We start from the raw sequence: 25,054 nt of genomic DNA, 5'->3' as shown, positions 1-25,054 counted from the left end.
ATCGATTAATATTAACTTAATTTCTCCGTTTTTAAATACATTATTTAAAAAATATCTCTTGAAAAACGTTTACAGACAAAAGTCAATATGCTATTATTCAACTGTAAACATTATAACGTTATAAACGGAGGTAAAAAATGGATAGACTTGTAAGCGCAATTGAACAAAAACTGATGCCTTTCGCGAATAAGATTGGCACTCAACGACACATGATGGCAATCAGAAAGGGAATTGTAGCAACGATGCCGTTGACAATTGTAGGATCATTTTTCACTATTTTTCTAAATTTTCCAATCCCATCAATTGCGGCAATGATTGAACCGTATTTAGCAATTTTAGACATTCCTTTTCGTTACACTGTTGGTATCTTAGCATTATATGCAACTTTTGGAATTGCATCACAGCTAGCAAAAAGTTACAAGGTAGATTCACTGACTGCCGGTATTTTGTCTGTAATGGCTTTTCTAGTCACTGCGGCTCCACCGTTGCGTGTGTTTGATAATGTGGAGGGTGTAATTGATGCCGGTCGTTATATTAACATTGCCAATCTAGGTGCCGCTTCACTTTTTGGAGCGATCGTGACGGCAATCATTTCTGTTGAGATCTATCGCATTTTCATCGAAAAAAACATTACGATCAAAATGCCTGATGGTGTTCCTCCAGAAGTAACGAATTCATTTATGGCGTTGATTCCTGGCGGGGCAATTCTTGTTTTATTCTGGGTAATTCGACACATGATTGGTTTCGATATTAACGGCTTCTTGAGTAACCTATTGATGCCTTTCAAAGATATCTTGGCAGGAAATAGTCTGTTTGGTGGGTTATTAACTGTATTCTTGATTTGTTTCTTCTGGGTTCTAGGGATTCATGGGCCAGCGATTATGGGACCAGTGATCCGTCCGTTTTGGGAATTGTCCATCGCTGAAAATATGGAAGCTTTCGCTGACGGTGCTAGTGCGACAGCAATGCCAAATATTTTTACTGAGCAATTCTTGCAATGGTTTATCTGGATCGGTGGAGCTGGAACGACGTTAGCGTTAGTTGTCTTCTTCATGTTCTCGAAATCAAAATACTTGAAGAGCTTAGGTCGTTTGTCTTTCTTACCAGGATTATTTAACATTAATGAGCCGATGATCTTTGGAGCTCCGATCGTTATGAACCCACTACTTGGGATTCCATTTATCGTCGCTCCATTGGTCACAACGACTTTATCTTACTTCTTGACTGTTTCGGGTTTAATCCCAATGATGGTCGCTCGTTATGGATTTACGATCCCAGCGCCAATTGCTGCTTGGATGAGTACCGACTGGAGTATTGGCGCAGCGATCTTAGTTATTGTTAACTTCTTGATCTCTATGGGCATCTACTATCCATTCTTCAAGGTCTTTGAAAAACAACAATTAGCTCGTGAAGCGGCTGAGCTGGAAGCAGAAGAACAGGCTAAAAAAGAAGCGACATTACAAGGTGTGACTTCTAATTAATTTCTTCTTTATATAGGAAAGGATAGAGAGGGTAGTCGGGTGACTATCCTCTTCGGTGATAGGATGAATTTGATTTATGTTATCTTGCTCTTTTTCGTGAGTCATATCTATTTAGAGAAGGGTAAGCTCCCGCAAAAGCTGGAGGAATTAAAGCTTAGATATATTTTATTGGGCTCTTTAGGAGCGATTATCGTGGCGATTGTAGTGGGAATAATATTACATATTGCTTCATTTTTAGTTATGACTGTCACTGTGTGTGCGGCATCGCTGATTGCTTACAAATATCGCTCAAAATTTGATGAAATGGAACGAGGGAAAAGTGTATGAAACGTGTATTAGGAATTTCAGTCTACCCCGATCATAGTGATATTGATCAGGATAAAGCATATATCAAAATGGCTCATCAATACGGATTCAGTCGGATTTTTATGAGTATGTTAGAGGTTACAGAAGGCAAAGAAGTGGTGAAAAAGAAATTTAAGGATTTAATCTTCTTTGCAAAAGGTTTAGGCTATGAAACCATTTTAGATGTTGCACCGAATATTTTTGAAGAGTTAGGAATCTCTTATGACGACATGAGTTTCTTCCATGAGTTGGGTGCAGATGGGATTCGCTTAGACTTGGGATTTGATGGTAGTAAGGAAGCAATGCTGACGTATAATCCCTTTGGTGTTGCGATTGAATTAAACATGAGCAATGATGTTGCCTATTTAGATAATATTTTGACTTACGAAGCGAATACACCGTACCTGTATGGGTGTCATAATTTTTACCCACAGGAAGGGACAGCTTTGCCATTTGATTTCTTTGTAAAATGTAGCGAGCGGTTCAAAGCTCATGGTATCAGAACCGCAGCCTTCGTAACTTCTCAGGTGGGTGAGATCGGTCCGTGGGATATCAATGATGGTTTGCCTACTCTAGAGATGCATCGTCACTTGCCAGTAGAAGTTGCGACAAAGCATTTATTTGCGACGAAGCTAATCGATGATGTGATTATCGGGAATGCGTATGCTTCAGAAGAAGAGTTAAGGGCGATGGGTGAAGTTGATCGCTATCAAACTGAGCTTTCTATTGAATTTGTACCTAATGTGAATGAAGTTGAAAAACAAATCGTGCTAAATGAACAGCATTACCGTCGAGGGGATATCACGGATCAAATGGTTCGCTCGACGAATGTTCGAAAATTATATAGCAAAGAGGCGAATCCGCCCCATGACAACGAGATTGAATTCCAACCAGGAGATATCGTGATCGGCAATGATGGCTTTGGTAAATACAAGAATGAGCTGCAGGTCGTTTTGGAGGCACACAAGGATTCCCGTAAGAACAAAGTAGGGCAGATTCTTTCAGATGAACAAATCTTATTACCCTTTATTCATGCTTGGTCAAAATTCAAATTTACAGAAAAGTAGGAACGCAAAATGTTGGATGTAGTTGTAAGAAACGGCAAAACGATTGATGGACAGAAGGTCGAAATCGGTATTTCTGATGGGAAAATAGTTGAAATTAGCGATAAAATTTCTAAAGAATCCCGTCGAGAGATGAACCTAAATGACGATCAATACATTTCTGCAGGCTGGATCGATGATCACGTACATTGCTATGAAAAGATGACGTTGTATTATGATTATCCTGATGAAGTGGGAGTCAAGCGAGGTGTAACAACGGTGATTGATGCCGGAACGACGGGAGCTGAAAATATTGGAGATTTTTGCGAGTTAGCCAGCAAATCCAAGACCAATGTATATGCTCTTTTGAACATCTCAAAATGGGGCATCGTGGAACAAGATGAACTAGCTGACCTGACTAAAGTTCAGCGTGACGCAGTCAGAACGGCAATTGAGAGATTTCCCGAGTTCATTGTTGGTTTGAAAGCCCGAATGAGTAAAACAGTGATTGGTTCAAGCGGAATTGAGCCGCTTAGATTGGCAAAAAATTTCCAAAGGGAATATGGTGAACTGCCATTGATGGTTCATGTCGGTTCTGCACCGCCGGAACTGTCTGAAATCATGGAGCTGATGGATAAGGGCGATGTGTTGACCCATTGCTTCAATGGGAAAGACAATGGTATTTTTGATCGTGAAAAACGTCAAATCAAGGATTTTGTCTGGGAAGCTTACAATAAAGGAATTATTTTTGATATCGGTCATGGAACTGACAGTTTTAACTTTGAGGTGGCAAAACAAGCGTTGAGTGAAGGAATGACCAGCTCTTCAATTAGCTCAGATATTTATGTTCGCAATAGAGAAAATGGTCCCGTATATGATCTAGCAACGACGATGGAAAAACTCTTTGTGGTAGGGTATTCTTGGGAAGAGATCATCAAGCAAGTGACCGAAAGACCGGCCGAGAATTTCCATTTGAGAAATAAAGGGAAATTAGCTGTTGGTTACGATGCGGATATGACGATTTTTACAATCAAGAATTCAGAAAAGGAATTGATTGATTCTAATGGGAATATACGTAAAGCAAAGCAGGAGATTATTCCTGTAGAAACGATCATTGGAGGTCAAATCTATGACAATTAATTTTGACAAGCTTGGATTAAAGGAAGTCATTAATGCTTCAGGTCGTATGACAATTCTGGGTGTTTCAAAGGTGTCGGAATCGGTAATCGCAGCACAGCGTTTTGGCGGTGAGCACTTTTTTGAGATGGCGGACCTAAGTGAAAAAACGGGGGCTTACATTGCTGGACTATTAGAGGCAGAGGATGCACAGATCGTTTCCTCCGCCTCAGCAGGAATTGCGCAAAGTGTCGCGGCGGTGATCGGTCTAGGGGATAGCTATCATGCCTACCATCCTTATACGGGTCGAATCACAAAACGTGAGATTATTTTACCCAAAGGACACAATGTCGATTATGGGACGCCTGTTGAAGTGATGGTGGAACAAGGTGGCGGAAAAGTCGTGGAAGCAGGATATGCTAACATGTGTTCAGCAGACCATTTGGAAATGATGATCACGGAAAAAACCGCGGCGATTCTTTACATCAAGAGCCATCATACGGTCCAAAAAAGCATGCTGACTGTAGAGGAAGCGGCCGCTGTAGCAAAAAGAAATCAGTTGCCGTTGATCGTAGATGCGGCTGCAGAGGAAGATTTATTCTTCTATTATAAAGCAGGGGCGGATTTGGTAATCTACTCAGGGGCAAAGGCGATCGAAGGACCAAGTGCTGGATTGGTGGTCGGCAAGAAAGACAAAATCGCGTGGGTTCGTCTTCAAAGCAAAGGGATTGGCAGAGCGATGAAGATTGGCAAGGACAATATTTTGGGCTTTACGCAGGCGATCGAGGACTATTTAGCAAATGGCAGTGAAGCTGGGGCTTCAATGCAGACAAGATTAGCGCCGTTTATTGAATCAGTCAATCAGATCAACAATTTAACTGCGAAGGTCGTTCAAGATGGTGCAGGTCGCGATATTTATCGTGCAAGTGTTCAAGTTTCAGGTGACCATACGGCGAAGGAAGTGATCGCCGAGCTGAAAAAGGAATCGCCGGCTGTTTATACGAGAGAATACCAAGCCAACAATGGCATCATTGAATTTGATATCCGTTCTGTGAACGCAAAGGAAATGGATATGATCGTCACGCGATTACGCGATATTATGGAATAAGAGGAGATGAAACAATGTCATTACAACCGAATTACTTAGAAGATCGCATCTGTTTAAATGTTTTGGCTAACTCAGTGGAAAATGCTAAAGCCTGTTACGAGGCTGCAGAGGGACATGTGGTCTTAGGTGTGCTATCAAAAAATTATGAAAGCGACGAAGAAGCGATTGCTGATATGAAAAAGTATCAAGAGGCAACGGATAATGCGTTGTCTGTCGGTCTTGGTGCTGGGGATCCAAATCAAAGTCAAATGGTTTCAAGAATCTCAGGCGAGCTGCAGCCGCAGCATGTCAACCAAGTCTTTACTGGCGTGGGAACCTCAAGAGCGTTATTAGGTCAATCGGAAACAGTCATCAACGGCTTGGTTTCACCAACTGGTAAAGTCGGTTATGTAAATATCGCGACTGGACCATTGAGTTCACAAGGCGCAGAAGGTGTGGTTCCCATTGAAACAGCGATCAAATTATTGCAGGATATGGGTGGCAGCTCGATCAAGTATTTTCCTATGAAGGGGCTAGCTCATAAAGAAGAGTTCAAAGCAGTGGCGGAGGCCTGTGCCAAGTATGATTTTTATTTAGAGCCAACCGGTGGTATTGATCTGGAGAATTTTGAAGAGATCCTGCAGATCGCGGTAGATGCCGGTGTCAAAAGAATCATTCCTCATGTGTATAGTTCAATCATTGATTCAGAAACAGGAGATACGCGACCTGAAGATGTCAAAGGATTACTTGAAATGTGTAAGAAAGCGTTGAAGTAATTTGTCAATTCTATATTTGCAAATAGTATCCGCAGAGAAACGAAATTTGAAACATTTTCATATGATAAAAGAATACTTATGCCTTAGAAGGGAGATTGTCTATGAGATTTGCGGCTTTCGGTGAAGTGATGCTACGGTTATCGCCGCCAGAATACCTTTTGCTGGATCAAACGAATGAGTTGCGGATGGATTACACAGGAACAGGCGTCAACATTATGGCGAACCTGGCACAATTCGGCTATGAAACATCATTAGTAACAGTGCTGCCAGAAAATCGATTAGGACAAGTGGCGAAATCAGCAATAGCTAAATATGGGATCAAAACGGATTTATTGACGTTCGCTCATCATCATATAGGTAGTTATTTCGCGGAAAATGGGTATGGCGCCCGCCCAACGCAAGTGACCTATCAAAATCGCCATCACAGTTCCTTTGGTTTAAGCAATCAGACAGCTTATGATTTTGAGAAGGTCATTACATCAGCAGATTTGATTCAAATTTGTGGAATTTCTCTAAGTTTGACAGATAATACTCGAGATGCGGCGCATGCCTTAGCGAGAAAAGCCGCAGCATCAGGAAAAAAGGTTTGTTTTGATTTTAATTTCCGCCCTAGTCTAAACACTGAGCCGAATAAGCTTGCCTTTATGAAGGAGCAGTATGAAGCAATTCTGCCTTATTGTGATATTGTTTTTGGTAGTGTTCGCGATTTGACGGATCTGCTTCAGTTAGAACAGACGGATACAGAAGATGAACTGATTCTTCAGTTCATGGAAACGTATCAGATTGATTGGTTTGCAGGAACAAAACGATTCTCAGAAAAGACTCAAAAACAGCAACAAGGGTTTCTCTATAGTCGAGAAGAACACGTGGTTAGTAGGAAGCATGAGTTGACGATCCTAGATCGGATCGGCGCAGGAGATGCTTATGCTGCCGGAATATTAACGGGATATGCCGAAAGTTGGCATTTAAAGGAAACAGTCGAATTTGCGGCAATGAATGCTGTGCTAGCTCATACAATTCATGGAGATGTCCCATTGACGACAAAAGAGCAGGTCCTTACGATTTTAGAAAATCCAGGGATTGATTTAATCAGATAACGATCAAAGTGGACAGCGGAAAAGTTGTTCACTTTTTTTAACCGCTAATTAAGTATAGCAGGAAATATAAATACTCTATGCAAATAAATAATAAAAGACGAGTCAAATTGGTTTTCTATCTTTGAGGCAAATCTGATACAATTAATATAGAAACAAAGAGCATTTATTGATGATTGCGTATTTTATTTTTAGTAAAATAAGTATTTAAATAAAAATGAGAAAGGAAGTGAAGGGATAACTATTTGTGAACACTTAAACAAATAGAGGTTCCGAAGATATGGATCGAAAAGCACTTTGGGTTACACAAACAGGAGTTTTGTTGGCATTATTGATCGTTGTTCAAGCAGTAACATCGGGGTTAGGAAATACTTTAGTTACAGGTTCTTTAGTCAATCTAATTTTGATCGTGGCTGTGACTACTGGTGGATTGGCCAGTGGACTATCAATTGCGTTATTATCACCAATTTTTGCATTTATGTTTGGCATCGGCCCCGCGTTTCCACAAATTGTATTCTGCGTAATGCTCGGCAATGCAGTAATTGTGACTGTCTGGCATTTAATGGCGGGAAGGAATAAGAAGCAAGGGATTCCGAATTTTGTAATGGCAACAGTAGTTGGTGCTATATGTAAATTTGGCGTGCTCTATTTATCAGTAGTTCAATTTGTCGTTCCAATCCTTTTAAAAATGCCCGCTCCTAAGGCGGCAATGGTTTCAGGTGCCTTCTCCTTTCCACAATTAATCACGGCGTTGATCGGTGGCGGGCTGTCCATTTTAGTTGTTCCAGTTCTTTCTAAAGCGTTAAATCGTCAAAGAGTCAGTTAATCATCGTCGGTTAGTCATTTCAGCATAAATCCTCTCAGCTAGAAAATCTTATTAGATTTTCTAGCTGAGAGGATTTTTTTGCATGAATGATCATAAGAATTACTCATTGGATGATTTAAAGTTCTTCCTAGCAATTTTGGCTAAAGCTTCAGTGATCTTTTCGTAATCCGATTGAACCAGTTTTTGGTGGCAATGGATAATCGGTTGATGCAGACGAAGAGCTGAGATCGTATCAACAGAAACGGGAACTTCACTAATGATAATATCGACATTGTCGTTGAGACTATTTGCTACATTCAAATTGAAATAAGAGGAGAAATATTGACATACATCATTTTGCAACGTCTGATTTGAAATGATTGATAGGAATGCGATTGTAATGGGTGCCGTATGTTTTTCGAATTCAATGTTTTTATCATATATCAAGCAATATTGTGAAAGAAGATAATCATAAAAGTCTTTTCCCCAATCAAATTCATTTGATTTCATTTCGTTCTCAACGAGTGCTTGAATGTGTTGAATTTTATGCCTTTTTCGTGCATCAATTGCTTGATGTGAATAGTACGGAAGAAGCGTTTGAATATAATTTAGTGGTTTACCAATATAGGCGACTCGATAATGCAGGCACAAAACAGAGTAGAGAATTTTATTACGCTCTCTGGTTGTTAACGGAATGTATAAATGGTGGTTTACTCGATCAATAATTCGCAATGCCTTATGAGTGAATTGTTGGTTATTAAGTTGCTCGTCCAAAAGAAAAAAATCAGGGGCTGTTTCTATAGAAGAAAAACTGCCTAGAGCCAATAAACTACTACAAATTAATTGTGCTTCTTTCCTTAGCTTTTCCACTGAATGATAAGGCAAGTATTTTCCAAGAGAGACGGAAAAACGTTGGAAAGCCTCTTGATGAGAAGGTGAAAACGGCTTGTAAAGAGAAATCAAGGTCTTCTCTTGATCAATGCTAAAACCTTGTCGTTCTCTTAAAAGATGAATCGCAAGGTAATAATGCGTAAGAACATTTTTGTCTAGTGATCTTGATTCGAAAACTTCGGTTGGACAATCATCCAGGAGTTCAGACAACTCCAAATAGTTAAATGAAGCAAATGGCCAATATTCGATCCCATAAGTCGTCAGATATAAGGCGGTATAAAAAAATCTTAAGCTGATCTCGTTGCCATCCAGATTTACTTTACGACGTGAATGAATGCGTAAACCCATAGGTTCAAAGTAAAGGTTTAATTCTGCAATCATCCTTCGAACGTGAGAATACGAAACATGTAGACTATCTGCTGCATCTTGTAGTGTGTCATAAGATGTTGTCAACAACGATTTGATTAACTTAAATTTAGTCGATCTTAGAATATAAACGTTCATAAAGTTTTGAATAGTGAAGGAATCAGAAAGCTGTAATCTGAATAGTCGATTTGTTTGAGAGTAGCTTAAATCAATCGATTCTGACAGATCGGTAAGGCGAATATCTTCAAGGATCGAATGAAAAATAGAGATAGCTGTTTGATTATTGATATTAACTGAGTGCAACAATGTCTCTAAGGTACATATATGGTGGTCTGATTCAAAAATCGTCTGTATGAAGAGCAGTTTCTTTTTATCCAGTTTATCAACGATAAAATCCATTTTGTACTCCTTTTATCAGCATATTTATTTGAAGAATAGCACAGAACGCTCAATAGTGATAGAAATTCAGTTTGAGACTCCTGTAATCATAATAATTTTCAACGCAAAACAGTACAGCCTCTTTTATTCCTGAAATAATTAGAAGAAAAAATTCTTAATTTGGATAATAACCGTTATTTTTAAATGGTCTTTTTTCAAAGTATATTACAAAAAAATGAACAAATTATAAAGGAAAAATGTTGTAACCTAAACACAATGATAATTTGAAAAGTAGATTATTTGGATAAAAATCATCTTGTGGAAGTCGCTTTAGTCAGTTGTTTGACAGGTAAAATCGATTAGAAATAAATTTATTTTCCTAATATTAAGAAAAGAATGCAATAAATAATATCTTTATCTTTTGTAGAATATGATAAGAATGAATTTTCTAGTTTGAAGGGGGTGGATGCTTATGATTCGCGATTTGATGGATAATCGTTATTTAAAACGTTTTATATTACTTGAACATTTACATATCAATCAAAACCATCCCGTTGAATTGATGGAATTAGTAAAGCTGTCCCATGTTTCATACCCAACCGTAAAAAAAATCATTACTGATATCAAGTTGGACATTATTGATTTGGGGTATAGTGATCACGTGGAGTTAATTGATCTGCCGGAACAGAAGAGCGTCGTTTGGAATGTAAAAAAGAATTTTTCCTCGACAATTTTTCGTCTCTATTATCTAGAAAATTCCTATCGTTTTCAGCTATTTTCGCTGTTTCTAGAACCTAAAGAATGGACAATATGTGAAATCACGAAGAAACTAAATACTACCTATGCGATGGTCAAAAAAGAACTTGATTATTTAAAGCGATTTATCCATGTTAATGCTAGAAATCTTCGCTTGAAAACAGACCGCAAATTGTCACTATTAGGAGACGAAATAACTATTCGTTTATTCTATACAGGAATCTTTCAGCAGGTTTACGGCGGCTATAAGTGGCCCTTTCGCTTTATCAGCACGCATGAAATAATAACTTTGCTGGAGAGCCTGAACATTGGGGTATATCGAAAGTTTTCTTCACGATTTGTCAGTATTCATTATGGATTAGCAATTTCATTGTTGCGAGCAAATAAACGATCTATTCCTAATAATAAATACTATTGGGCACCCTCTAATAGTCAAGAAAAGAGGATGTATGATAATTTTTTGTTGCTACTTAAAAAAAAGATGGCGATGATTCATCCAAGCGTTTTGAAACGAGAAGCCAAATTCACAATTAGCTGTATCATTGCTTGTGATCTTGGTCATCATGACGGACATCTTTCTGATTTTTTTAAGAACTCACCGGAGCTGAAAAAAATTGATTTTCTACATAGAGTAAAAGAGAAAGTACATATGGTTGAAAAATTTGCTTTGAGAAGAATGACAACTGAAGAACGCGATAAAATATTTGCTCGATTAGTGGGGGTGTTCTATCAAGTGCTGATTTATCAAAAAGCTCTGCATCAGCAGCTTATTGATCTCTTTGTTTATCACCCTTTTGATTTTCCAGCGAACAAAGAACGTGAAAGAACATTTTACCAAGTTTTTATGAGTAAATGTAGCGAGAATTTGGACACAGCCGAATCCGAATATATTGAGTACTTTTGTGTGGCGTATTATAAAATTCTATTCTTTGAACTTGATCGCCAATTATTTCACCCTAAAATTCGTATTTTTATTCTCAGTAATCGCACGCCGGAACGGTTAATAAGCACGAAACTGCAAATGATTGGCAACTACTTTTATCTAGAAATAGTTGATTATCTCTCTGAAGAAGTAGATTTGATTCTTACAGATATCGCCTTATCGGTACAAACAAAAACATTCTTACCCAGGAAAATTCCGATTATCTATTTAAACGAAGCCTATTGTCTTAAGGATAACGAACTTATTCAAGAGTCATTAACGAAGATTGCGGATGAAAAATATCGGAAAATAAAAAGAGATATTAAAAACGAAAACTTTTTTAGCTGAAAAGTTGCTTGTTTAGTAGTTCTTCTTCTAAAAATATGCAAAGATCTCTTGCTGTCTGTAGAAAATAAACATTAAGAGTGTTTAGCAGAACACTCTTTTTTTATTTTTCTCATTTATTAATCATATAATGAAAGCTTTCTTTGGCTTCTTTTGGATTATTAGAAAAGGAATCGTAATAGCTACTTATTTTTATATGATATATATATTTATAGTTAATTGTTTGTTGTAAATAACTAAATACTTATCTGTTAGCTTTGATTCATTAATAAATAAACAAGAGGGTAGAGACTAGCAATTAGAAGATGAAAGCTATTTTTTTCTTTCTTATATTTTTAACAAAGAGAAACATTAGGTATGTAAAACAGGCGCAGGGCTAAAACTATTTATTATTAAAGGAGTAATGGAATGGAACGGATATTATTTGTTACGAAATACATTGATAGAGAACGTTTTTTCGAGGAGCTCTTTCGACAATTAGGACACGAGGTTTTTCTTTCTGATCAATTTTTAAATCAACTCGTTAAACAACCAAAAACAGCTTCCTTAACTGAATTTTTTAAGATCATTGTTTTGAGCGACACTCTGACTAATCAAGAAGTGACATTTTTATTAAATTATTTTCAAAATCAGGAATTAACTATTTTTCGAAAAGTGGGAAAAGAACCCACAGAAGAAGAACGGCAATTTTGGAGTGAAAGAGGGATTAGCGAGTGGCTTACTGCTGATATACTAATAGAAGATTTGAGAGAAAAACTTGCAGCATATACCGATTTGTCAGAAGACAATGTATGTTTCAGTAATGAAATGGTTGAGAAGCGATCTTTGAGTAGCTTAGCTTTAAATTCAACACAACTTAGATTTTTACAGATTTTATATCAAGAACCTAATAGAGGGGTTACTAGAGACAAGATGTGTGAACTTCTCTGGAACCGTCCTAGCAATGCATCAAATTTATCCCAGTTATCTTGTCTAGTAAAATTATTGAGAAAGAAACTTAGCAATCAAGGAATCGAAGGAGAATCGATTATCACGGTTTGGGGTCAGGGCTATAAACTAAGCGACGATTTCTTTAAGCAAATAACAGCAGAAATGAAAGGATTTAATTAATAAATTAGACTATCATCGAGTATCGACGATAGTCTAATTGGTTAAACTTTTACTTTTGTGCGATCACGGTAGCTTGTATGGAGAATGTGATGCGCTTTTAGGCTACCTGGTTTTTCCAAGAACTCTTGGTAGATTTTTTGAACAATGGGGCTTTCGTTTGATTTACGTAAGCCTTTGCCTTTATCTTCAGCATAAAGTGCTGCTGCTCGCTTGGTTTTCAGATCAACGAAGTTGCGAACGGAAGCAGGTTGGACGGGTTGTCCACCACCGTTAATACAACCACCAGGGCAACCCATAATCTCAACAAAGTGATAGAATTTTTCACCAGATTGGATCTGCTCTAATAATTTTTTCGCGTTGCCGATTCCAGATGCGACAGCAACGTTGATTGTCGCACCGCTCATTTCGTAGGTAGCTTCTTTGATACCTGACATTCCTCGAACTTCAGTAAATTCAACCTGTTCCAAGGAATGACCAGCTAATGTTTCAGCGGCTGTTCTCAAAGCGGCTTCCATTACACCACCAGTCGCGCCAAAGATGTACCCAGCACCTGTTGCTTCATCTAACGGATTGTCAAAGGCTTCATCGTCTAATTCTACGAAACGAATACCAGCCTTATCAATCATACGTGCTAATTCGCGAGTGGTTAACGCAACATCACAGTCAGAGTAGCCTGCAGCAGCTTCGTCTTCACGAGTGACCTCGAATTTTTTCGCGGTACAAGGCATAATACCGACAACAAAAATATCTTTTGGATCAATGCCTTCTTTTTCCGCATACCAAGTTTTAGCTAACGCACCAAACATTTGCTGTGGTGATTTACAGGTCGATAAGTTCGGAATTAGCTCTGGATGATAGTGCTCACAATACTTAACCCAGCCTGGGGAGCAAGAAGTGAACATCGGGAAGGGACCGTTGTTACCAACACGTTCTAAGAATTCATTGGCTTCTTCCATAATGGTAAAGTCAGCAGCTACATTGGTATCGAAGACTCTATCGAAGCCGATTCGACGTAAAGCTGCGACCATCTTGCCTTCCACATTACTACCGATCGGCATATTAAATGCTTCACCTAATGTCACTCGAATAGAAGGAGCAGTTTGAACGATCACGTGTTTAGTTGGATCTTCTAAGGCATCCCAAACTTCCTGCGTCTGATCTTTTTCATGGATTGCCCCTGTCGGACAAACAACGATGCATTGTCCGCAAGAAATACAAGGGACTTCACTCAGATTTTGTTCGTAGGCACTACCGATATGCGTTTCAAACCCACGATTGTTTGGTCCGATCACACCGACTGCCTGCCATTTGGAACAAGCGGCGACACAACGTCGACAGAGGATACATTTATTGTTGTTGCGAACCATATGCACCGCACTATCATCGAACGCGTATTCACAGTTTTCGCCGTTGAAGTAGTCTTCATCAGCAACGTTAAATTCCTTACATAATTTTTGCAGCTCACAATTTCCACTACGGATACAAGAGAGACATTTTCGTTCGTGAGTCGAGAGGATCAGTTCAAGAGTTGTTTTTCTTGATTCAAAGACTTTTTTCGAGTTGGTTTTGATATCCATGCCTTCACTGATCGGATAGACACAAGCTGTTACCAAACTACGAGCGCCTTTGACTTCCACTACGCACATCCGACAAGCGCCGATTTCGTTGATTTCTTTTAAAAAACAAAGGGTAGGTATTTCAATATTGTTAACACGTGCTGCTTCAAGAATCGTCGATCCTTCTGGAGCAGTACAGATTTTTCCATTAATGGTAATCATAACTTCTTTCACTTGCTCCACCTCCTATATGACCGTAATCGCATCGTAGCGACAAGTATCAATACATAAGCCACATTTCGTACAGATCGACTGATCAATTTCATGAACTTGTTTCACTTCACCACTGATTGCACTTACTGGGCAGCCTTTGGCACAGGCTCTACAGCCCGTACATTTATCTGGCAGAATTCGATATTGGATCAAGTTTTTACAAACGCCAGATGGACAACGACGTTCTAAAACATGGGCTTCGTATTCCTCTCTGAAATAGCGCAGGGTAGAGAGCACTGGATTTGGTGCTGTTTGTCCCAGTCCACATAGTGAATTTTCTTGGATGTGGTGACAAAGTTCTTCCATCTTATCCAAATCATCCAGCGTTGCCTTACCCATTGTGATCTTGTCTAAAATCTCTAACAGGCGTTTCGTTCCTACCCTACACGGCACACATTTTCCGCAGCTTTCTTCTACGGTGAATTCCAAGAAGAACTTGGCGATGTCTACCATACAGTTATCTTCATCCATGACGATCAATCCGCCTGAGCCCATCATCGAACCGATCTTCTTCAAGTTTTCATAATCTATCGGAACATCATAATGCTCGGCAGGAATACAACCACCTGAGGGACCGCCTGTTTGGGCAGCTTTAAATTTCTTACCATTAGGAATACCGCCGCCGATATCTTCAACGATTTCGCGTAAAGTCGTTCCCATTGGAATTTCCACTAGACCTGTATTTTGAATTTTACCACCCAAGGCGAAGACTTTTGTTCCTTTTGATTGCTCAGTTCCGAAGCCAGCAAACCACTCTGGTCCCTTAAGAATAATCTGAGGAATATTTGCCAATGTTTCGACGTTATTTACGATCGTTGGTTTTCCAAATAAACCTTTTACTGCAGGGAATGGAGGTCGTGGGCGAGGTTCTCCGCGATGACCTTCAATACTTTCTAGTAGCGCCGTTTCTTCACCGCAAACAAATGCTCCAGCACCTAAACGTAAGTCTAAGTCAAATGAGAAATCGCTACCAAAAATGTGTTTGCCTAATACACCTTCTTCACGTGCCTGCTTGATGGCAATGCGCAAACGGTTTACAGCAATCGGATATTCTGCTCGAACATAAATATAACCTTGGTTTGCACCAATCGTATAACCTGCGATTGCCATAGCCTCGATAACCGCATGAGGATCTCCTTCTAATACAGACCGATCCATAAATGCTCCCGGGTCTCCTTCATCCGCGTTGCAGATGACGTATTTTTGATCTGACTGACTAGCTTTAGCAAAAGACCACTTCATGAAGGTAGGAAATCCAGCGCCACCACGTCCCCGTAGCCCGGAAGTTTCTAATGTGCTTAATACATCATCACGAGAATAGTCATTTACAACGGTGGCTAAAGCTTGATAGCCGTCAAAAGCAATATATTCTTCAATTCTTTCGGGATTGATCCGTCCGCAGTTGCGAAGAGCCACCCGTTTTTGCTTATGATAGAAGGGGGTATCCATTAATTTGTTGATGATTTCCTTCGTTTCGGAATCATGATAGAGTAGTTTTTCAACTAATTTTCCGTTCATTATATGATCTGAAACAATTTTTTTGGCGTGTTTTGGTTGGACTTGGTGATAGAATACAGCTTCTGGATAAATAATGACAATTGGACCTTGTGCACACAAGCCAAAACAGCCTGTTTTTACGATATTAACCTTGTCTATCAAATCATTTTTAGTTAACTCTTCTTTTAAAGCATCGACAAATTCGCCGCTTTTAGATGAGATACAACCAGTTCCGGCACATACAAGAATCTCTTTTTCATATTGATGATCTTCGGTGTGATCCGTCTCTAACCGCATCGTAATTGTTTGACGGTAAGTGTCTCGAAGATCTTTTAGCTCATTCCAATCTTTCATATTTTTTACTCCTGACTCTTGAGGCATTGTCCGACAACAACAAATTTCCAAAACTCTTCTTTATTGATTGCTGATTTAAATCAGTGATCAAAGCTTTGGAAGAGGGAGGATTAATCAACAGTTATTCTTTTTTCTGGTAGGTTACTAGAACTTTATCTGCTTTCTTCTTAGATAAACGTCCATAGACTTCTTCGTTAACTGTCAATACGGGGGCTAAACCACAGGCTCCAATACAGCGGCACGATTCTAAAGTAAATTTTCGATCAATCGTCGTTTCGCCTGGTGCAATCTTTAATTCGGTCGCGTACGAATCTAAGATATCTCCCGCTCCTTTGACATAGCAGGCTGTTCCCATGCATACACTAATCGTGTATTCCCCTTTTGGAACGAAGGTAAACTGTGCATAAAAGGTTGCAGTGCTGTAGAGTTCCTCCATCGGTATCTCCAACTCTCTAGAAAGCCTTTTCAAAATCTCGATTGGCAAATACCCGTAAATTCTTTGTGCTTCTTGCAGAGCCGGCATTTGAGCGCCGCGCTGTCCTTTTAATTCCTCAATGCAAGTTTGAAATTCTTGATGTTGACTTTCCGTTTCGATGAATTCAAATGCTACTTCTGTACTCATAGGTTTTTAAATCCTCCTTTCTTTTGCATTATCAAATCTTCTAGTTGATCATGAGACTATTCAATAAAATCTAATATATATAGAATAAGTATATCAAAAATGAAGTTGAGTTTGTGATAAAAATTACAGATGAGAATGAGAACTGTTCTCGAACATAATATTTGTAGAAGTTCAGGAATGATGCACCTTTTAAAAAAAATATATGTGGATCAGTAGAAACTCATCATTGTTATCATAATATTTCTAAAATGGGTAAAAGTCTTAAAAAAAAGCATTTTAGTTTTTCTTTCATAAATGACGATTGTTGTTTTATGCTCAATGATACGATTATTATGTGAAGCGAGAACCAGAGTATTTCTGTTTGGAAAATAATTTTAAAGAAATAAACAATTTAAGTTGGATGTGCTTAAGATTTATCTGTCAGTGTCATGGTAAGGGGTTTAGTAGGAAAGTAGTGAATGAATAATAGCGCTGAATCTAATTCTTGCTTGATGAAATTTTTTTGCTATGACAGATTAGGACTTTTCTGGTTAAAGTTTCTTAATAATGAAATTTTAAAAAAAGAAACAACGAATAGTTCAGATTTTCGTTAAAACAAAACTCCGTTAATTAATAGAAAAAATGAATAGGTCTAAGAAAATTTTTGACTTGCTTTAACTCATTAAGTAGAAGATCGAGTTGTCTAAATAAGATAGCTCGATCTTCTGCTTTTAGATTATTAGAACACGCATTTAGACGAAAAATTCAATTAAATAATAACGTATAATAGAAGAATTGTTTAAACTGCTAAGGCAGCTAATTTTACTTTTAGGCACCATTGGGACTGTTCATTATTGGCATATCATACAAGATAATCTTTCTGAATATTAATTTATCAATATAAAAAAACAATTTAATTATCATTTGAACTACATTGTACTCAAAAATCAATTTTTATTTTAAAAAAAAGAATAGCTAAATAAGGCGGTTATAAAGCCTTATCGCGGAAAAAGTAATAGGTTGTCACCTTAAAGGATGAAGGATTAACATTACTATTTTCTTATACTGTGCTTAGATAAGGAATAAAAATGTTAGAAAGAAGGGGATGAAAAATGAATCAGAGAAAGAGGAGAAACTGTTTTTTTGAGTCTTTTCTTGTAGCGGTAGCGCTGCTACTTGCTGCACAAACATTGCTTTCTTTCCCGTTTGAAGCCTTCGCTAAGAAAACGACTACCGGAAGTTCAGAGAGTATCTATTTACTAGACAATAAAACAAGTACCTCCTTGACTGATAAGGGCGTAAATGGACCAAAAGAGGGGATTAAGCTTCAAAGAGAGCAGTCAAAAATAGAGAATGACGATTCTTCAGATCCGAAAGAGAGTTCGAAAAAAGAATCAGTCAAAGAGGAGAGTGAGAAAGCAAGCAGTAAAAATGAAATTTCTCCATTTGCTGTGGGTACCGCTACTGATATTGATGTTGGGGGCATAAAATACACTGTTTGGCCTGATGGAAAAGCGGGTGTAAGAGGGTTTTATGGGAGTTCTTTTGAGAACGTTACGATACCTGCTACAGTCAGTCATGCCGGGGATATTTATAGCGTTGTTCATATTTATTATCAGGCATTTAAAGATAATTTTACAATCAAAAAATTATCTTTTGCTAGTGGTAGTAATTTGACTATGATTGAGGATGGTGCATTTTATGAATGCAATAATTTACAAAGTGTCGATTTTACTAATTGTAACAAGCTTAATTTGATTCAAAAAAATGCATTCCACGGGTGCGGAAATTTGTCTTCACTAAAATTTCCTAATCCATCCAGTTTACGAACAATCGGAGAAACGGCCTTTTATGATTGCGCTGGATTAACTACAAGTATATTAAAAATTCCTGAAAGCGTGAGGACAATTGAGTATGGAGCATTCGCTGTCCCTAATAAATATTATTCAGAGGTTCATCATAAAAAAATCGCGAGTGTGACAGGAGAACTTCCAAGCCTACAGGTATCCTCTATTGATGTGCCTGAAGAAGCCAAAAATTACGAAAGCAAGGTAGACAGCAGTCAAGATAAAACATTACTCCACAAGGCGGCAAAGTGGACGAATGACGAACGGACAACAGCAGAGATTCGTTTAGATTATGGATATAATTTTGATCGTTTAGCAAATTTAGATGTCGTTTTTGTCATGGATTATAGTGGATCTATGACTGCTCCCGCGACGACAAAGGATGAGCAGGGAATCACGCATAGCTACCCACGAGGTTTTTTGACAAATGACATCGTTTATGACGCTTCGAAAATGCTTATCGATAGCACTATACCGGGCTATGATAATCAGGTGGCGATGGTAGGATTTGAAGGATTGAATGAGCCTCTATTTAGAAGTAACGGGTTTACTAAAAATACGGAAGTCGTGAAAGATTTTTTAATTAAGCATCCAAATATCACTACTGGACAAACCAATTATAATGCTGGGCTTCAAGGTGCAATAGATATACTTGATCAGCATTCAAGTAATGAGCGTATGCCTGTAGTCATTTTCTTAAGTGACGGGTTACCCTATCCGGAAGAATTCACCGGGATTTCACAAGCCAATACACTAAGGTCTATGGGGGTAAATGTTTATCCTATTGCAATCTATACTAAAGATAATAACACTTCCACACAAGCTCTAAAGAATATCTCCTATGACAGACAAACCGCCTATGTCGCTGAAGATACAGACTCATTTGAAAGAATCATGAAAGAAGTGTTGTATGACGTCATCAATCATGCGGAACCGTTAGAAGTGCAGATCGAAGATGTTCTGTCTGAAGAATTCGAACTTCTTAGTGGTGGACAAGCAGATTTTGAACTTTCTCCTGATGGCGGTCAAGTCAGAGTTGACGGTCAAAAGCTTACTTGGGACTTAAGAGGTTGTGAGCAAGGGGTGGCCCATACGTTAAAAATTAAAGTAAAAGTCAAAGAGGGAACGGAATTGACAGCTACGGGTATCTTGGATACAAATGATTCGATGGGAGCTACTGATGGCAGTATTGAGTCTAATGAACAACCGAAACTAGAACGTTATTTAGCTCATTATCGCTTTGAAAATGCGACACACCCAAATGTAGATTTGCCTAAAGAGATAAAGGATCTGCTTCCAAAATCTACGGGGGGATATGGAAATAATCGTAACGTAGTGGCTAATGATACCGTTCCGAATGAAGTAAAGACAGCAGATGGTCGCGCTTGGGCATTTCTTGGTTGGGACGAGAATGATAAAACAATCAACGGTGCAGATGTAACGTTTGTGGGAAGATGGCAATTTAAGGGTTATGATTTTAGCTTTATTAAATTTAATGACAGTAAGCAGGGATTAGCGGGGGCTGAATTTAGTCTTTACGCATGGAAAGGCGCCAATGACCCATCGGAAAGTGATTTGGTCAATCAAGAGTCAATTGCTGGAGGTAAATGGGAATTACTCGATACTCAAACCAGTCAGGATAATGGGCGTGTGGACTTCTATGTGCCTCATGATGATGAAGAAGGTGAAGAAATAAAACACTTCCAAATAGTTGAAACAAAGGCTCCTGACAGATATGCGAAACCACAGGGACAATGGCGTTTTACACTTGATGAGAATGGTTACATCGCAAATAATGCTTTGACAGGAATCGGCGGACAAAATAACAGTTTACCGCCGCCTTTCGAACTGATCGAGGAAGGCGAATTTAACGGTCTTTTAGGTGTTATAAACAAACCTGCAGGCGGCTATTTGCCTGCAACGGGGGGCTTTGGGCAACATGCGGCGTTTACAATGAAGGCTATTGCTTTTTGGCTGATTGGACTACTTTTTGTCGGTACCTACTTATATATCAATCGTAAGAAAGAACGAGTTAATTCGAGAAAAAAATAAATTCGTCCATGATAAGATTCATTTCTACTTTTTTATTGTGCTAAAATATAACAAGGGAAAGGTGGGTTCTTGAGTGTGATAAATCGACGCAAAAATAGAATAGATGCTTTAATCGAAAAAGGAATAAAAAAACAAGTGATTTTAATTGAAGCAGCACCTGGTTATGGAAAGAGTGTATTGGTACGTCAATTTTTAAAGGAATATTCATTCGACTATTCTTGGCTGCGTTTGCGGCAAATGGACAACTGGCTATTTTTCAACTGGAAGCAGTTGATAAAATCTTTAGTAAGAATTATGCCCACGTCGCAAAAGTTTTTGCAATTAGAAGTTCCTACTACAGTGGGTCAAATTGCAGAGCTGATTGAATTAATTGAACAATTTGGAAATAAAAAGCGAGTGTTAGTCATTGATGACTATAGCATCTTACAAAACAAGCATATTCAATTTCTATATGAAAGTCTGATTGAAGCGGATTTTTCTAGCCTAACATTGATCATTATCAGTAGTCGAAAAACCAACCTACCCACCATTTGTAAACAAAGTAATGTTGATTTCTTCTACATTGGTGATCAGGAGCTTCGTTTTACGTTAGAAGAGACTAGGCAACTATTCAAAGAGAATAGCTGCGAATTATCTGATGAACAATTGAATAGGATCGATAATCGCTGGCATGGTTGGCCGCTGCCGTTGACAACCATTGTCGATGACAGTTTGTCTGTAGAGAAAATCTTATCCAGTCCAAATCCGTTAAGACCAATCAAAGAACTGTTTTATACACAGTTTTACGAGAATTATCCGAAACGAATCAGAAGTACCTTGATCAAATTATCTTTATTGGACAAAATTCCTCGAGAAATCTTTAGTGCTTTAGAATTATCTGATTTCGAAAAGGAAGTAATTCTCCATAATCCGTTTATTTTCCAAGAATTTGAATCGAATAGCGTGGCTCTTCATAATGCCTATAACGAATTTTTGAATGAACAGAAACATTCACTAGCTGAGGAAGAACGAAGAGAATTCTTAAAAATTAGTGCTGAGATTTTTAGTCAGCGGGGACAATTGGAGGAGGCTTTGCCGCTTTCTTTGCAATGTAAAGAGTATGATCTAGCTATTAAACTTGTTTGGGAGATGATTTCACTATTTACGGATTATTCTAAAGCACAGTTTCTTTATCATCATATGGCAGAGGTACCTAGTGATTATTTTGTGCATCATCCAAATGCTGAATTGTTGCGTATTTACCTCCTTTGTTTATTAAATGAAACTGAGAGAGCTGAACTCGCATTAAATGATTTAATTGCACAAATTAAACTAATGGAAAAACCAGATACTGAAATTTTAGGGGAGGCGCATTTTTTACTTTCACAGTTTGCGCGTCTCACTGGAAAAGCGGATCATTTGGAAAATTTACGACTGGCTTGTTCTTATTTACCGAAAGGAAGTCAATACTGGGGGCAACCGATACCAGTAATTTTAAGGGCTCCATGGGTTCGTCTTCCCCGCTATGTAAAAGGGGCTACAGATCAGTTGGAACAGACAAAGCAACTTTTTAAAAAAGCGAATCCTTATTATACCAAGATTTATGGGGGGGAAAATATTCATATAGATAAGGTAAGCGCCGCTGAAATTGATTACTATCATCATGACCTAGAAGCAGCGCGGGTGAAGTTTTTAGAATTGCTTTATTTAAATGATTTTGAAGAGGCACATGAAGGACAGATGCTCATTCGGTATTATTTGGTAAAAATTGCGTTGTTTCAGGGGAATGTAGTAGAGGCTAAGAAGCAAGCGAAAGTTATTTATGACTTGATTCATAAATTTGAACTCTATCAATACAATGGGTTTTATGCACGATTAACGAGTTTAATCCATCTTTGTTTAAATGATTTAAAAGAGATGCCTACAAGAATCGTTATTAACAGTCTTGAGCAGTCCTCTAAGTGGGAAGTTACTCGAAACGGCATTACTCAGTCACGTTACTTAATTCAAATAGAGAAATTTGAGGAGTCGCTTGCGCTGCTGAATTATTTGGAGCAAGCTTATCGAGCATATGAAGGTCATTGGTTAAATACTGTTTATGTAAGACTTTTGAGAGCAATTACTTATTTTAAACGTGGAGAAACGACCGAGGCTGCATCAGATATGTTGGTTGTATACGAAATGACTTATGGAAACAACATCATCACCCCATATATTGAGTATGGAAGAGATACGTGTAACCTGATTGAGCTCATTCGGAAAGAGTATCCGGATCAAGTAGATTTTGCTTGGCTAGACGTGATTTATACGAAAGCAAATAGCTTTTCGAGAAGAGTGAAGCAACTTAGAAGGCAGCGAACAATTGAAAGAAACCCTGTTCAATTAACTGCTCGCCGCAGAGAGATCTTGAGAGATATTGTCGATGGTCTTTCGGTTAATGAAATAGCAGAAAAACGTGAGATTTCTAAAAACACGGTCAAAACACACGTCAAAAATATTTATAGTGACCTTGGTGCTATGAATCGTTCGGATGCTGTACGAATAGCGATTAAAGGGGGAATCGTTTAGTAGTAATGCATCTGGGCGAAAAGAGAATGATTGTGAGACATCGCAGAACTAATGTAAATAGCTGCGATGTTTTTTTGTGGAAATATACTTGACATGGGACGCGTCCCATAAATTATAGTTATACTGTAAGTGTGAGAAGTGAGGGGATAGCTGTGGTAAATATTCGTGATATTGCTGAAATATCTGGTGTTTCGAAAACGACTGTTTCAAGAGTGCTTAACCATCATCAATATGTTTCCGAAGACATCAGAAAAAAAGTTCAAGCGGTGATTGAAGAAACAGGTTATGTTGTTAACGGCAATGCGGTCAAATTGAGTATGGGAAAAAATTATACTTTAGGTGTAACCCTTCCGTATAACAGTTCTTGTTATGATCAGTTAGTGAATAGTTTGCTATTTCATGCTAAGGAAAAGGGGTATCAGGTCTTACTTTTGCCTACTTATTATGATGAAAAGACGGAAAATGAGTATTACACCTTATTGGAGAGAAGAATGATAGATGGTCTGGTATTAACAGCACGGGCAAGTAATTTGTCTAACTGGACTAAGCTAAGATCAAAAGGTCGAATTGTTTCTACCGAAAAAGTCGCTCAGTCTAAAATCCCGATGATTTTTCCTGATAGAAAAAAAGCGTATGAAAAATTGTTCAGTGATTTAGCGGGACAGGGGATTTCCAATGTTCTTTTTACAAATAAGCGTGCTATTGCACAAAGTACTAGTGCGAAAGATAAAGCAGAATGTTATGAAAAATATTTCGGAAAAGTGATTGAAGGCAAGAACTTTTTTACAGGTATCGAAGACTTTGAGAGCGGCTATCATTGGTCAAAGGAGACCTTTAAAAAGCTATCGATTCCTGAGGTCATCTATGCGAATGCTGATGATACTGCTGCAGGAATAATTAAGGGATTACAGGAGTTGGGCTTCGTTCATAAAAAGGATTATCGAATGATCGGAGAAGGAAATCTTCCGTACAGTCAATTATTGGATTTTTCAACGATTGATTTTTTACCGAATGAAATTGGGGCTGAGATTATAGACTATATTTTATCCGATCAAGGAGTAGTGAATGTTTCGAAGGAGCCGCGTTTTATTGAAAGGTAGTATCAACAAAAAGTTGTTTTATGAAAGGAATGTTAGGAATGCATATTGAACACGTAGCAGTTTGGACCAAGGATTTAGAGAAAATGAGGGCATTTTATGAAAACTATTTTAACGTCAGCAGTTCGGAGCTTTATCACAATAAAAAGACGGGGTTCAAATCTTATTTTGTCAGTTTCGATTCTGGGAGCCGCCTAGAACTGACTTCGAAACAGCATCTATCGAATCGGGTAGCTGACAGTTTGGGGTATACACATTTAGCGATTTCAGTGGGATCGAAGGAAGATGTCGATTCTTATGTAGAAAGATTTTTAGCCGATGGCTTTCCATTATTGAATGGTCCAAGAACAACTGGGGACGGCTATTATGAAGCAGTGATTCAAGATCCGGAAGGGAATTTGATTGAATTGACGACGGATTGAAAAAGTAGTTTACCATTCATTTAAATGATCTATTTCAGTCACATTTAAATGACTGCAGTCGGTTTAGCATAAAGAGTATTGAAGCAGTTCAACACAATGAAGGATGAGAGCTAGTTAGATTTGTGGTTGATTTCTTTTCTTAGGCTTTGCTATACTATGGGTGAAAATAATTTACACCTATAAATGAATGGAGTATGTTTTGTGAGTGTCACAGGTATCTAATCAATAAGCTGAATAACCGAATAAACCTAGTTTTATTTGGTGTGCTTGTAGAAGTGATATCTGTCGAATGA

At 38.2% G+C, this 25,054-nt stretch carries 18 protein-coding genes; 14 read left to right on the top strand and 4 right to left on the bottom strand.

The annotated features are described in order from the left end of the window. Positions 1 to 137: 137 nt before the first annotated feature. From IGI44_RS10185 to IGI44_RS10150, 8 genes are all read left to right on the top strand, one after another. Complete coding sequence (locus tag IGI44_RS10185; RefSeq protein ID WP_438787629.1) at positions 138 to 1,481, top strand: PTS sugar transporter subunit IIC; 1,344 nt, start codon at positions 138 to 140, stop codon at positions 1,479 to 1,481. A gap of 63 nt (positions 1,482 to 1,544) precedes the next feature. Next, the gene (locus IGI44_RS10180; RefSeq protein WP_438787628.1) at positions 1,545 to 1,808 is read left to right on the top strand and encodes a hypothetical protein; all 264 of its coding nucleotides are present in this window, start codon (positions 1,545 to 1,547) and stop codon (positions 1,806 to 1,808) included. Continuing rightward, positions 1,805 to 2,893: a DUF871 domain-containing protein gene (locus IGI44_RS10175; RefSeq protein ID WP_438787627.1), complete on the top strand. Its 1,089-nt coding sequence runs from the start codon at positions 1,805 to 1,807 to the stop codon at positions 2,891 to 2,893. Before IGI44_RS10180 ends, IGI44_RS10175 begins: the two co-directional genes overlap by 4 nt. Positions 2,894 to 2,902: 9 nt before the next feature. Next, a complete protein-coding gene (locus tag IGI44_RS10170) occupies positions 2,903 to 4,009 on the top strand; it encodes an amidohydrolase/deacetylase family metallohydrolase (protein WP_438787626.1) in 1,107 nt (368 codons plus the stop codon). Further along, positions 3,999 to 5,093: a DgaE family pyridoxal phosphate-dependent ammonia lyase gene (locus tag IGI44_RS10165; protein WP_438787625.1), complete on the top strand. Its 1,095-nt coding sequence runs from the start codon at positions 3,999 to 4,001 to the stop codon at positions 5,091 to 5,093. The genes IGI44_RS10170 and IGI44_RS10165 overlap by 11 nt, the downstream gene beginning before the upstream one ends. Before the next feature lie 14 nt (positions 5,094 to 5,107). Beyond that, positions 5,108 to 5,848: a 2-dehydro-3-deoxy-phosphogluconate aldolase gene (gene dagF, locus IGI44_RS10160; protein WP_438787624.1), complete on the top strand. Its 741-nt coding sequence runs from the start codon at positions 5,108 to 5,110 to the stop codon at positions 5,846 to 5,848. Positions 5,849 to 5,949: 101 nt separating this feature from the next. Then, the gene (locus tag IGI44_RS10155) at positions 5,950 to 6,945 is read left to right on the top strand and encodes a sugar kinase (protein WP_438787623.1); all 996 of its coding nucleotides are present in this window, start codon (positions 5,950 to 5,952) and stop codon (positions 6,943 to 6,945) included. Positions 6,946 to 7,222: 277 nt separating this feature from the next. Then, positions 7,223 to 7,768, top strand: a complete 546-nt coding sequence (locus tag IGI44_RS10150) for an ECF transporter S component (RefSeq protein WP_438787622.1) — start codon at positions 7,223 to 7,225, stop codon at positions 7,766 to 7,768. A 99-nt stretch (positions 7,769 to 7,867) separates the two neighbouring features. Here the strand turns inward: IGI44_RS10150 and IGI44_RS10145 are convergent, their stop codons facing one another. Then, the gene (locus tag IGI44_RS10145) at positions 7,868 to 9,403 is read right to left on the bottom strand and encodes a helix-turn-helix domain-containing protein (protein ID WP_438787621.1); all 1,536 of its coding nucleotides are present in this window, start codon (positions 9,401 to 9,403) and stop codon (positions 7,868 to 7,870) included. Positions 9,404 to 9,854: 451 nt separating this feature from the next. On the opposite strand from IGI44_RS10145, the gene IGI44_RS10140 reads away from it, so the two are divergent. Together IGI44_RS10140 and IGI44_RS10135 are read left to right on the top strand one after the other, a co-directional pair. Then, complete coding sequence (locus tag IGI44_RS10140; RefSeq protein ID WP_438787620.1) at positions 9,855 to 11,408, top strand: helix-turn-helix domain-containing protein; 1,554 nt, start codon at positions 9,855 to 9,857, stop codon at positions 11,406 to 11,408. Between the two features lie 405 nt (positions 11,409 to 11,813). Beyond that, on the top strand, positions 11,814 to 12,515 hold the full coding sequence (locus tag IGI44_RS10135; RefSeq protein WP_438787619.1) for a helix-turn-helix domain-containing protein: 702 nt from the start codon (positions 11,814 to 11,816) through the stop codon (positions 12,513 to 12,515). A gap of 41 nt (positions 12,516 to 12,556) precedes the next feature. Here IGI44_RS10135 and IGI44_RS10130 read toward each other — a convergent pair whose 3' ends face one another. From IGI44_RS10130 to IGI44_RS10120, 3 genes are all read right to left on the bottom strand, one after another. Beyond that, a complete protein-coding gene (locus tag IGI44_RS10130) occupies positions 12,557 to 14,305 on the bottom strand; it encodes an NADH-dependent [FeFe] hydrogenase, group A6 (protein WP_438787618.1) in 1,749 nt (582 codons plus the stop codon). 12 nt (positions 14,306 to 14,317) lie between these two features. Continuing rightward, the gene (nuoF, locus tag IGI44_RS10125) at positions 14,318 to 16,195 is read right to left on the bottom strand and encodes an NADH-quinone oxidoreductase subunit NuoF (RefSeq protein WP_438787617.1); all 1,878 of its coding nucleotides are present in this window, start codon (positions 16,193 to 16,195) and stop codon (positions 14,318 to 14,320) included. A 121-nt stretch (positions 16,196 to 16,316) separates the two neighbouring features. After that, positions 16,317 to 16,817 (bottom strand): NADH-quinone oxidoreductase subunit NuoE family protein, encoded by a 501-nt coding sequence (locus tag IGI44_RS10120; protein ID WP_438787616.1) that lies wholly within the window; start codon positions 16,815 to 16,817, stop codon positions 16,317 to 16,319. A gap of 1,091 nt (positions 16,818 to 17,908) precedes the next feature. Here IGI44_RS10120 and IGI44_RS10115 point away from each other — a divergent pair. The 4 genes from IGI44_RS10115 to IGI44_RS10100 all read left to right on the top strand — a co-directional run bounded on the left by IGI44_RS10115 (position 17,909) and on the right by IGI44_RS10100 (position 24,761). Next, positions 17,909 to 20,695 carry a leucine-rich repeat protein gene (locus IGI44_RS10115; protein WP_438787615.1) on the top strand — a complete coding sequence of 929 codons (2,787 nt, stop codon included), beginning with the start codon at positions 17,909 to 17,911 and terminating at the stop codon, positions 20,693 to 20,695. A gap of 75 nt (positions 20,696 to 20,770) precedes the next feature. Beyond that, positions 20,771 to 23,242 (top strand): LuxR C-terminal-related transcriptional regulator, encoded by a 2,472-nt coding sequence (locus IGI44_RS10110; RefSeq protein WP_438787614.1) that lies wholly within the window; start codon positions 20,771 to 20,773, stop codon positions 23,240 to 23,242. 152 nt (positions 23,243 to 23,394) lie between these two features. Next, positions 23,395 to 24,342 carry a LacI family DNA-binding transcriptional regulator gene (locus IGI44_RS10105; protein WP_438787613.1) on the top strand — a complete coding sequence of 316 codons (948 nt, stop codon included), beginning with the start codon at positions 23,395 to 23,397 and terminating at the stop codon, positions 24,340 to 24,342. Between the two features lie 38 nt (positions 24,343 to 24,380). Further along, the gene (locus IGI44_RS10100) at positions 24,381 to 24,761 is read left to right on the top strand and encodes a VOC family protein (protein WP_438787612.1); all 381 of its coding nucleotides are present in this window, start codon (positions 24,381 to 24,383) and stop codon (positions 24,759 to 24,761) included. The last annotated feature ends 293 nt before the right edge of the window (positions 24,762 to 25,054 follow it).

The sequence above is a fragment of the Enterococcus sp. DIV0756 genome, assembly GCF_051710745.1.
Taxonomy (GTDB): Bacteria; Bacillota; Bacilli; order Lactobacillales; family Enterococcaceae; genus Enterococcus_A.
Note: the sequence above shows the minus strand (reverse complement) of the source record. Positions and strands in the feature narration are given on the sequence as shown.

Coding starts and splice junctions, on each gene's coding strand:
- IGI44_RS10150 (WP_438787622.1), top strand. CDS start 7,223: ATGGATCGAAAAGCACTTTGGGTTACACAAACAGGAGTTTTGTTGGCA.
- IGI44_RS10170 (WP_438787626.1), top strand. CDS start 2,903: ATGTTGGATGTAGTTGTAAGAAACGGCAAAACGATTGATGGACAGAAG.
- IGI44_RS10115 (WP_438787615.1), top strand. CDS start 17,909: ATGAATCAGAGAAAGAGGAGAAACTGTTTTTTTGAGTCTTTTCTTGTA.
- IGI44_RS10175 (WP_438787627.1), top strand. CDS start 1,805: ATGAAACGTGTATTAGGAATTTCAGTCTACCCCGATCATAGTGATATT.
- IGI44_RS10185 (WP_438787629.1), top strand. CDS start 138: ATGGATAGACTTGTAAGCGCAATTGAACAAAAACTGATGCCTTTCGCG.
- IGI44_RS10120 (WP_438787616.1), bottom strand. CDS start 16,817: ATGAGTACAGAAGTAGCATTTGAATTCATCGAAACGGAAAGTCAACAT.
- IGI44_RS10135 (WP_438787619.1), top strand. CDS start 11,814: ATGGAACGGATATTATTTGTTACGAAATACATTGATAGAGAACGTTTT.
- dagF (WP_438787624.1), top strand. CDS start 5,108: ATGTCATTACAACCGAATTACTTAGAAGATCGCATCTGTTTAAATGTT.
- IGI44_RS10145 (WP_438787621.1), bottom strand. CDS start 9,403: ATGGATTTTATCGTTGATAAACTGGATAAAAAGAAACTGCTCTTCATA.
- IGI44_RS10140 (WP_438787620.1), top strand. CDS start 9,855: ATGATTCGCGATTTGATGGATAATCGTTATTTAAAACGTTTTATATTA.
- IGI44_RS10155 (WP_438787623.1), top strand. CDS start 5,950: ATGAGATTTGCGGCTTTCGGTGAAGTGATGCTACGGTTATCGCCGCCA.
- IGI44_RS10165 (WP_438787625.1), top strand. CDS start 3,999: ATGACAATTAATTTTGACAAGCTTGGATTAAAGGAAGTCATTAATGCT.
- IGI44_RS10180 (WP_438787628.1), top strand. CDS start 1,545: ATGAATTTGATTTATGTTATCTTGCTCTTTTTCGTGAGTCATATCTAT.
- nuoF (WP_438787617.1), bottom strand. CDS start 16,195: ATGAAAGATTGGAATGAGCTAAAAGATCTTCGAGACACTTACCGTCAA.
- IGI44_RS10100 (WP_438787612.1), top strand. CDS start 24,381: ATGCATATTGAACACGTAGCAGTTTGGACCAAGGATTTAGAGAAAATG.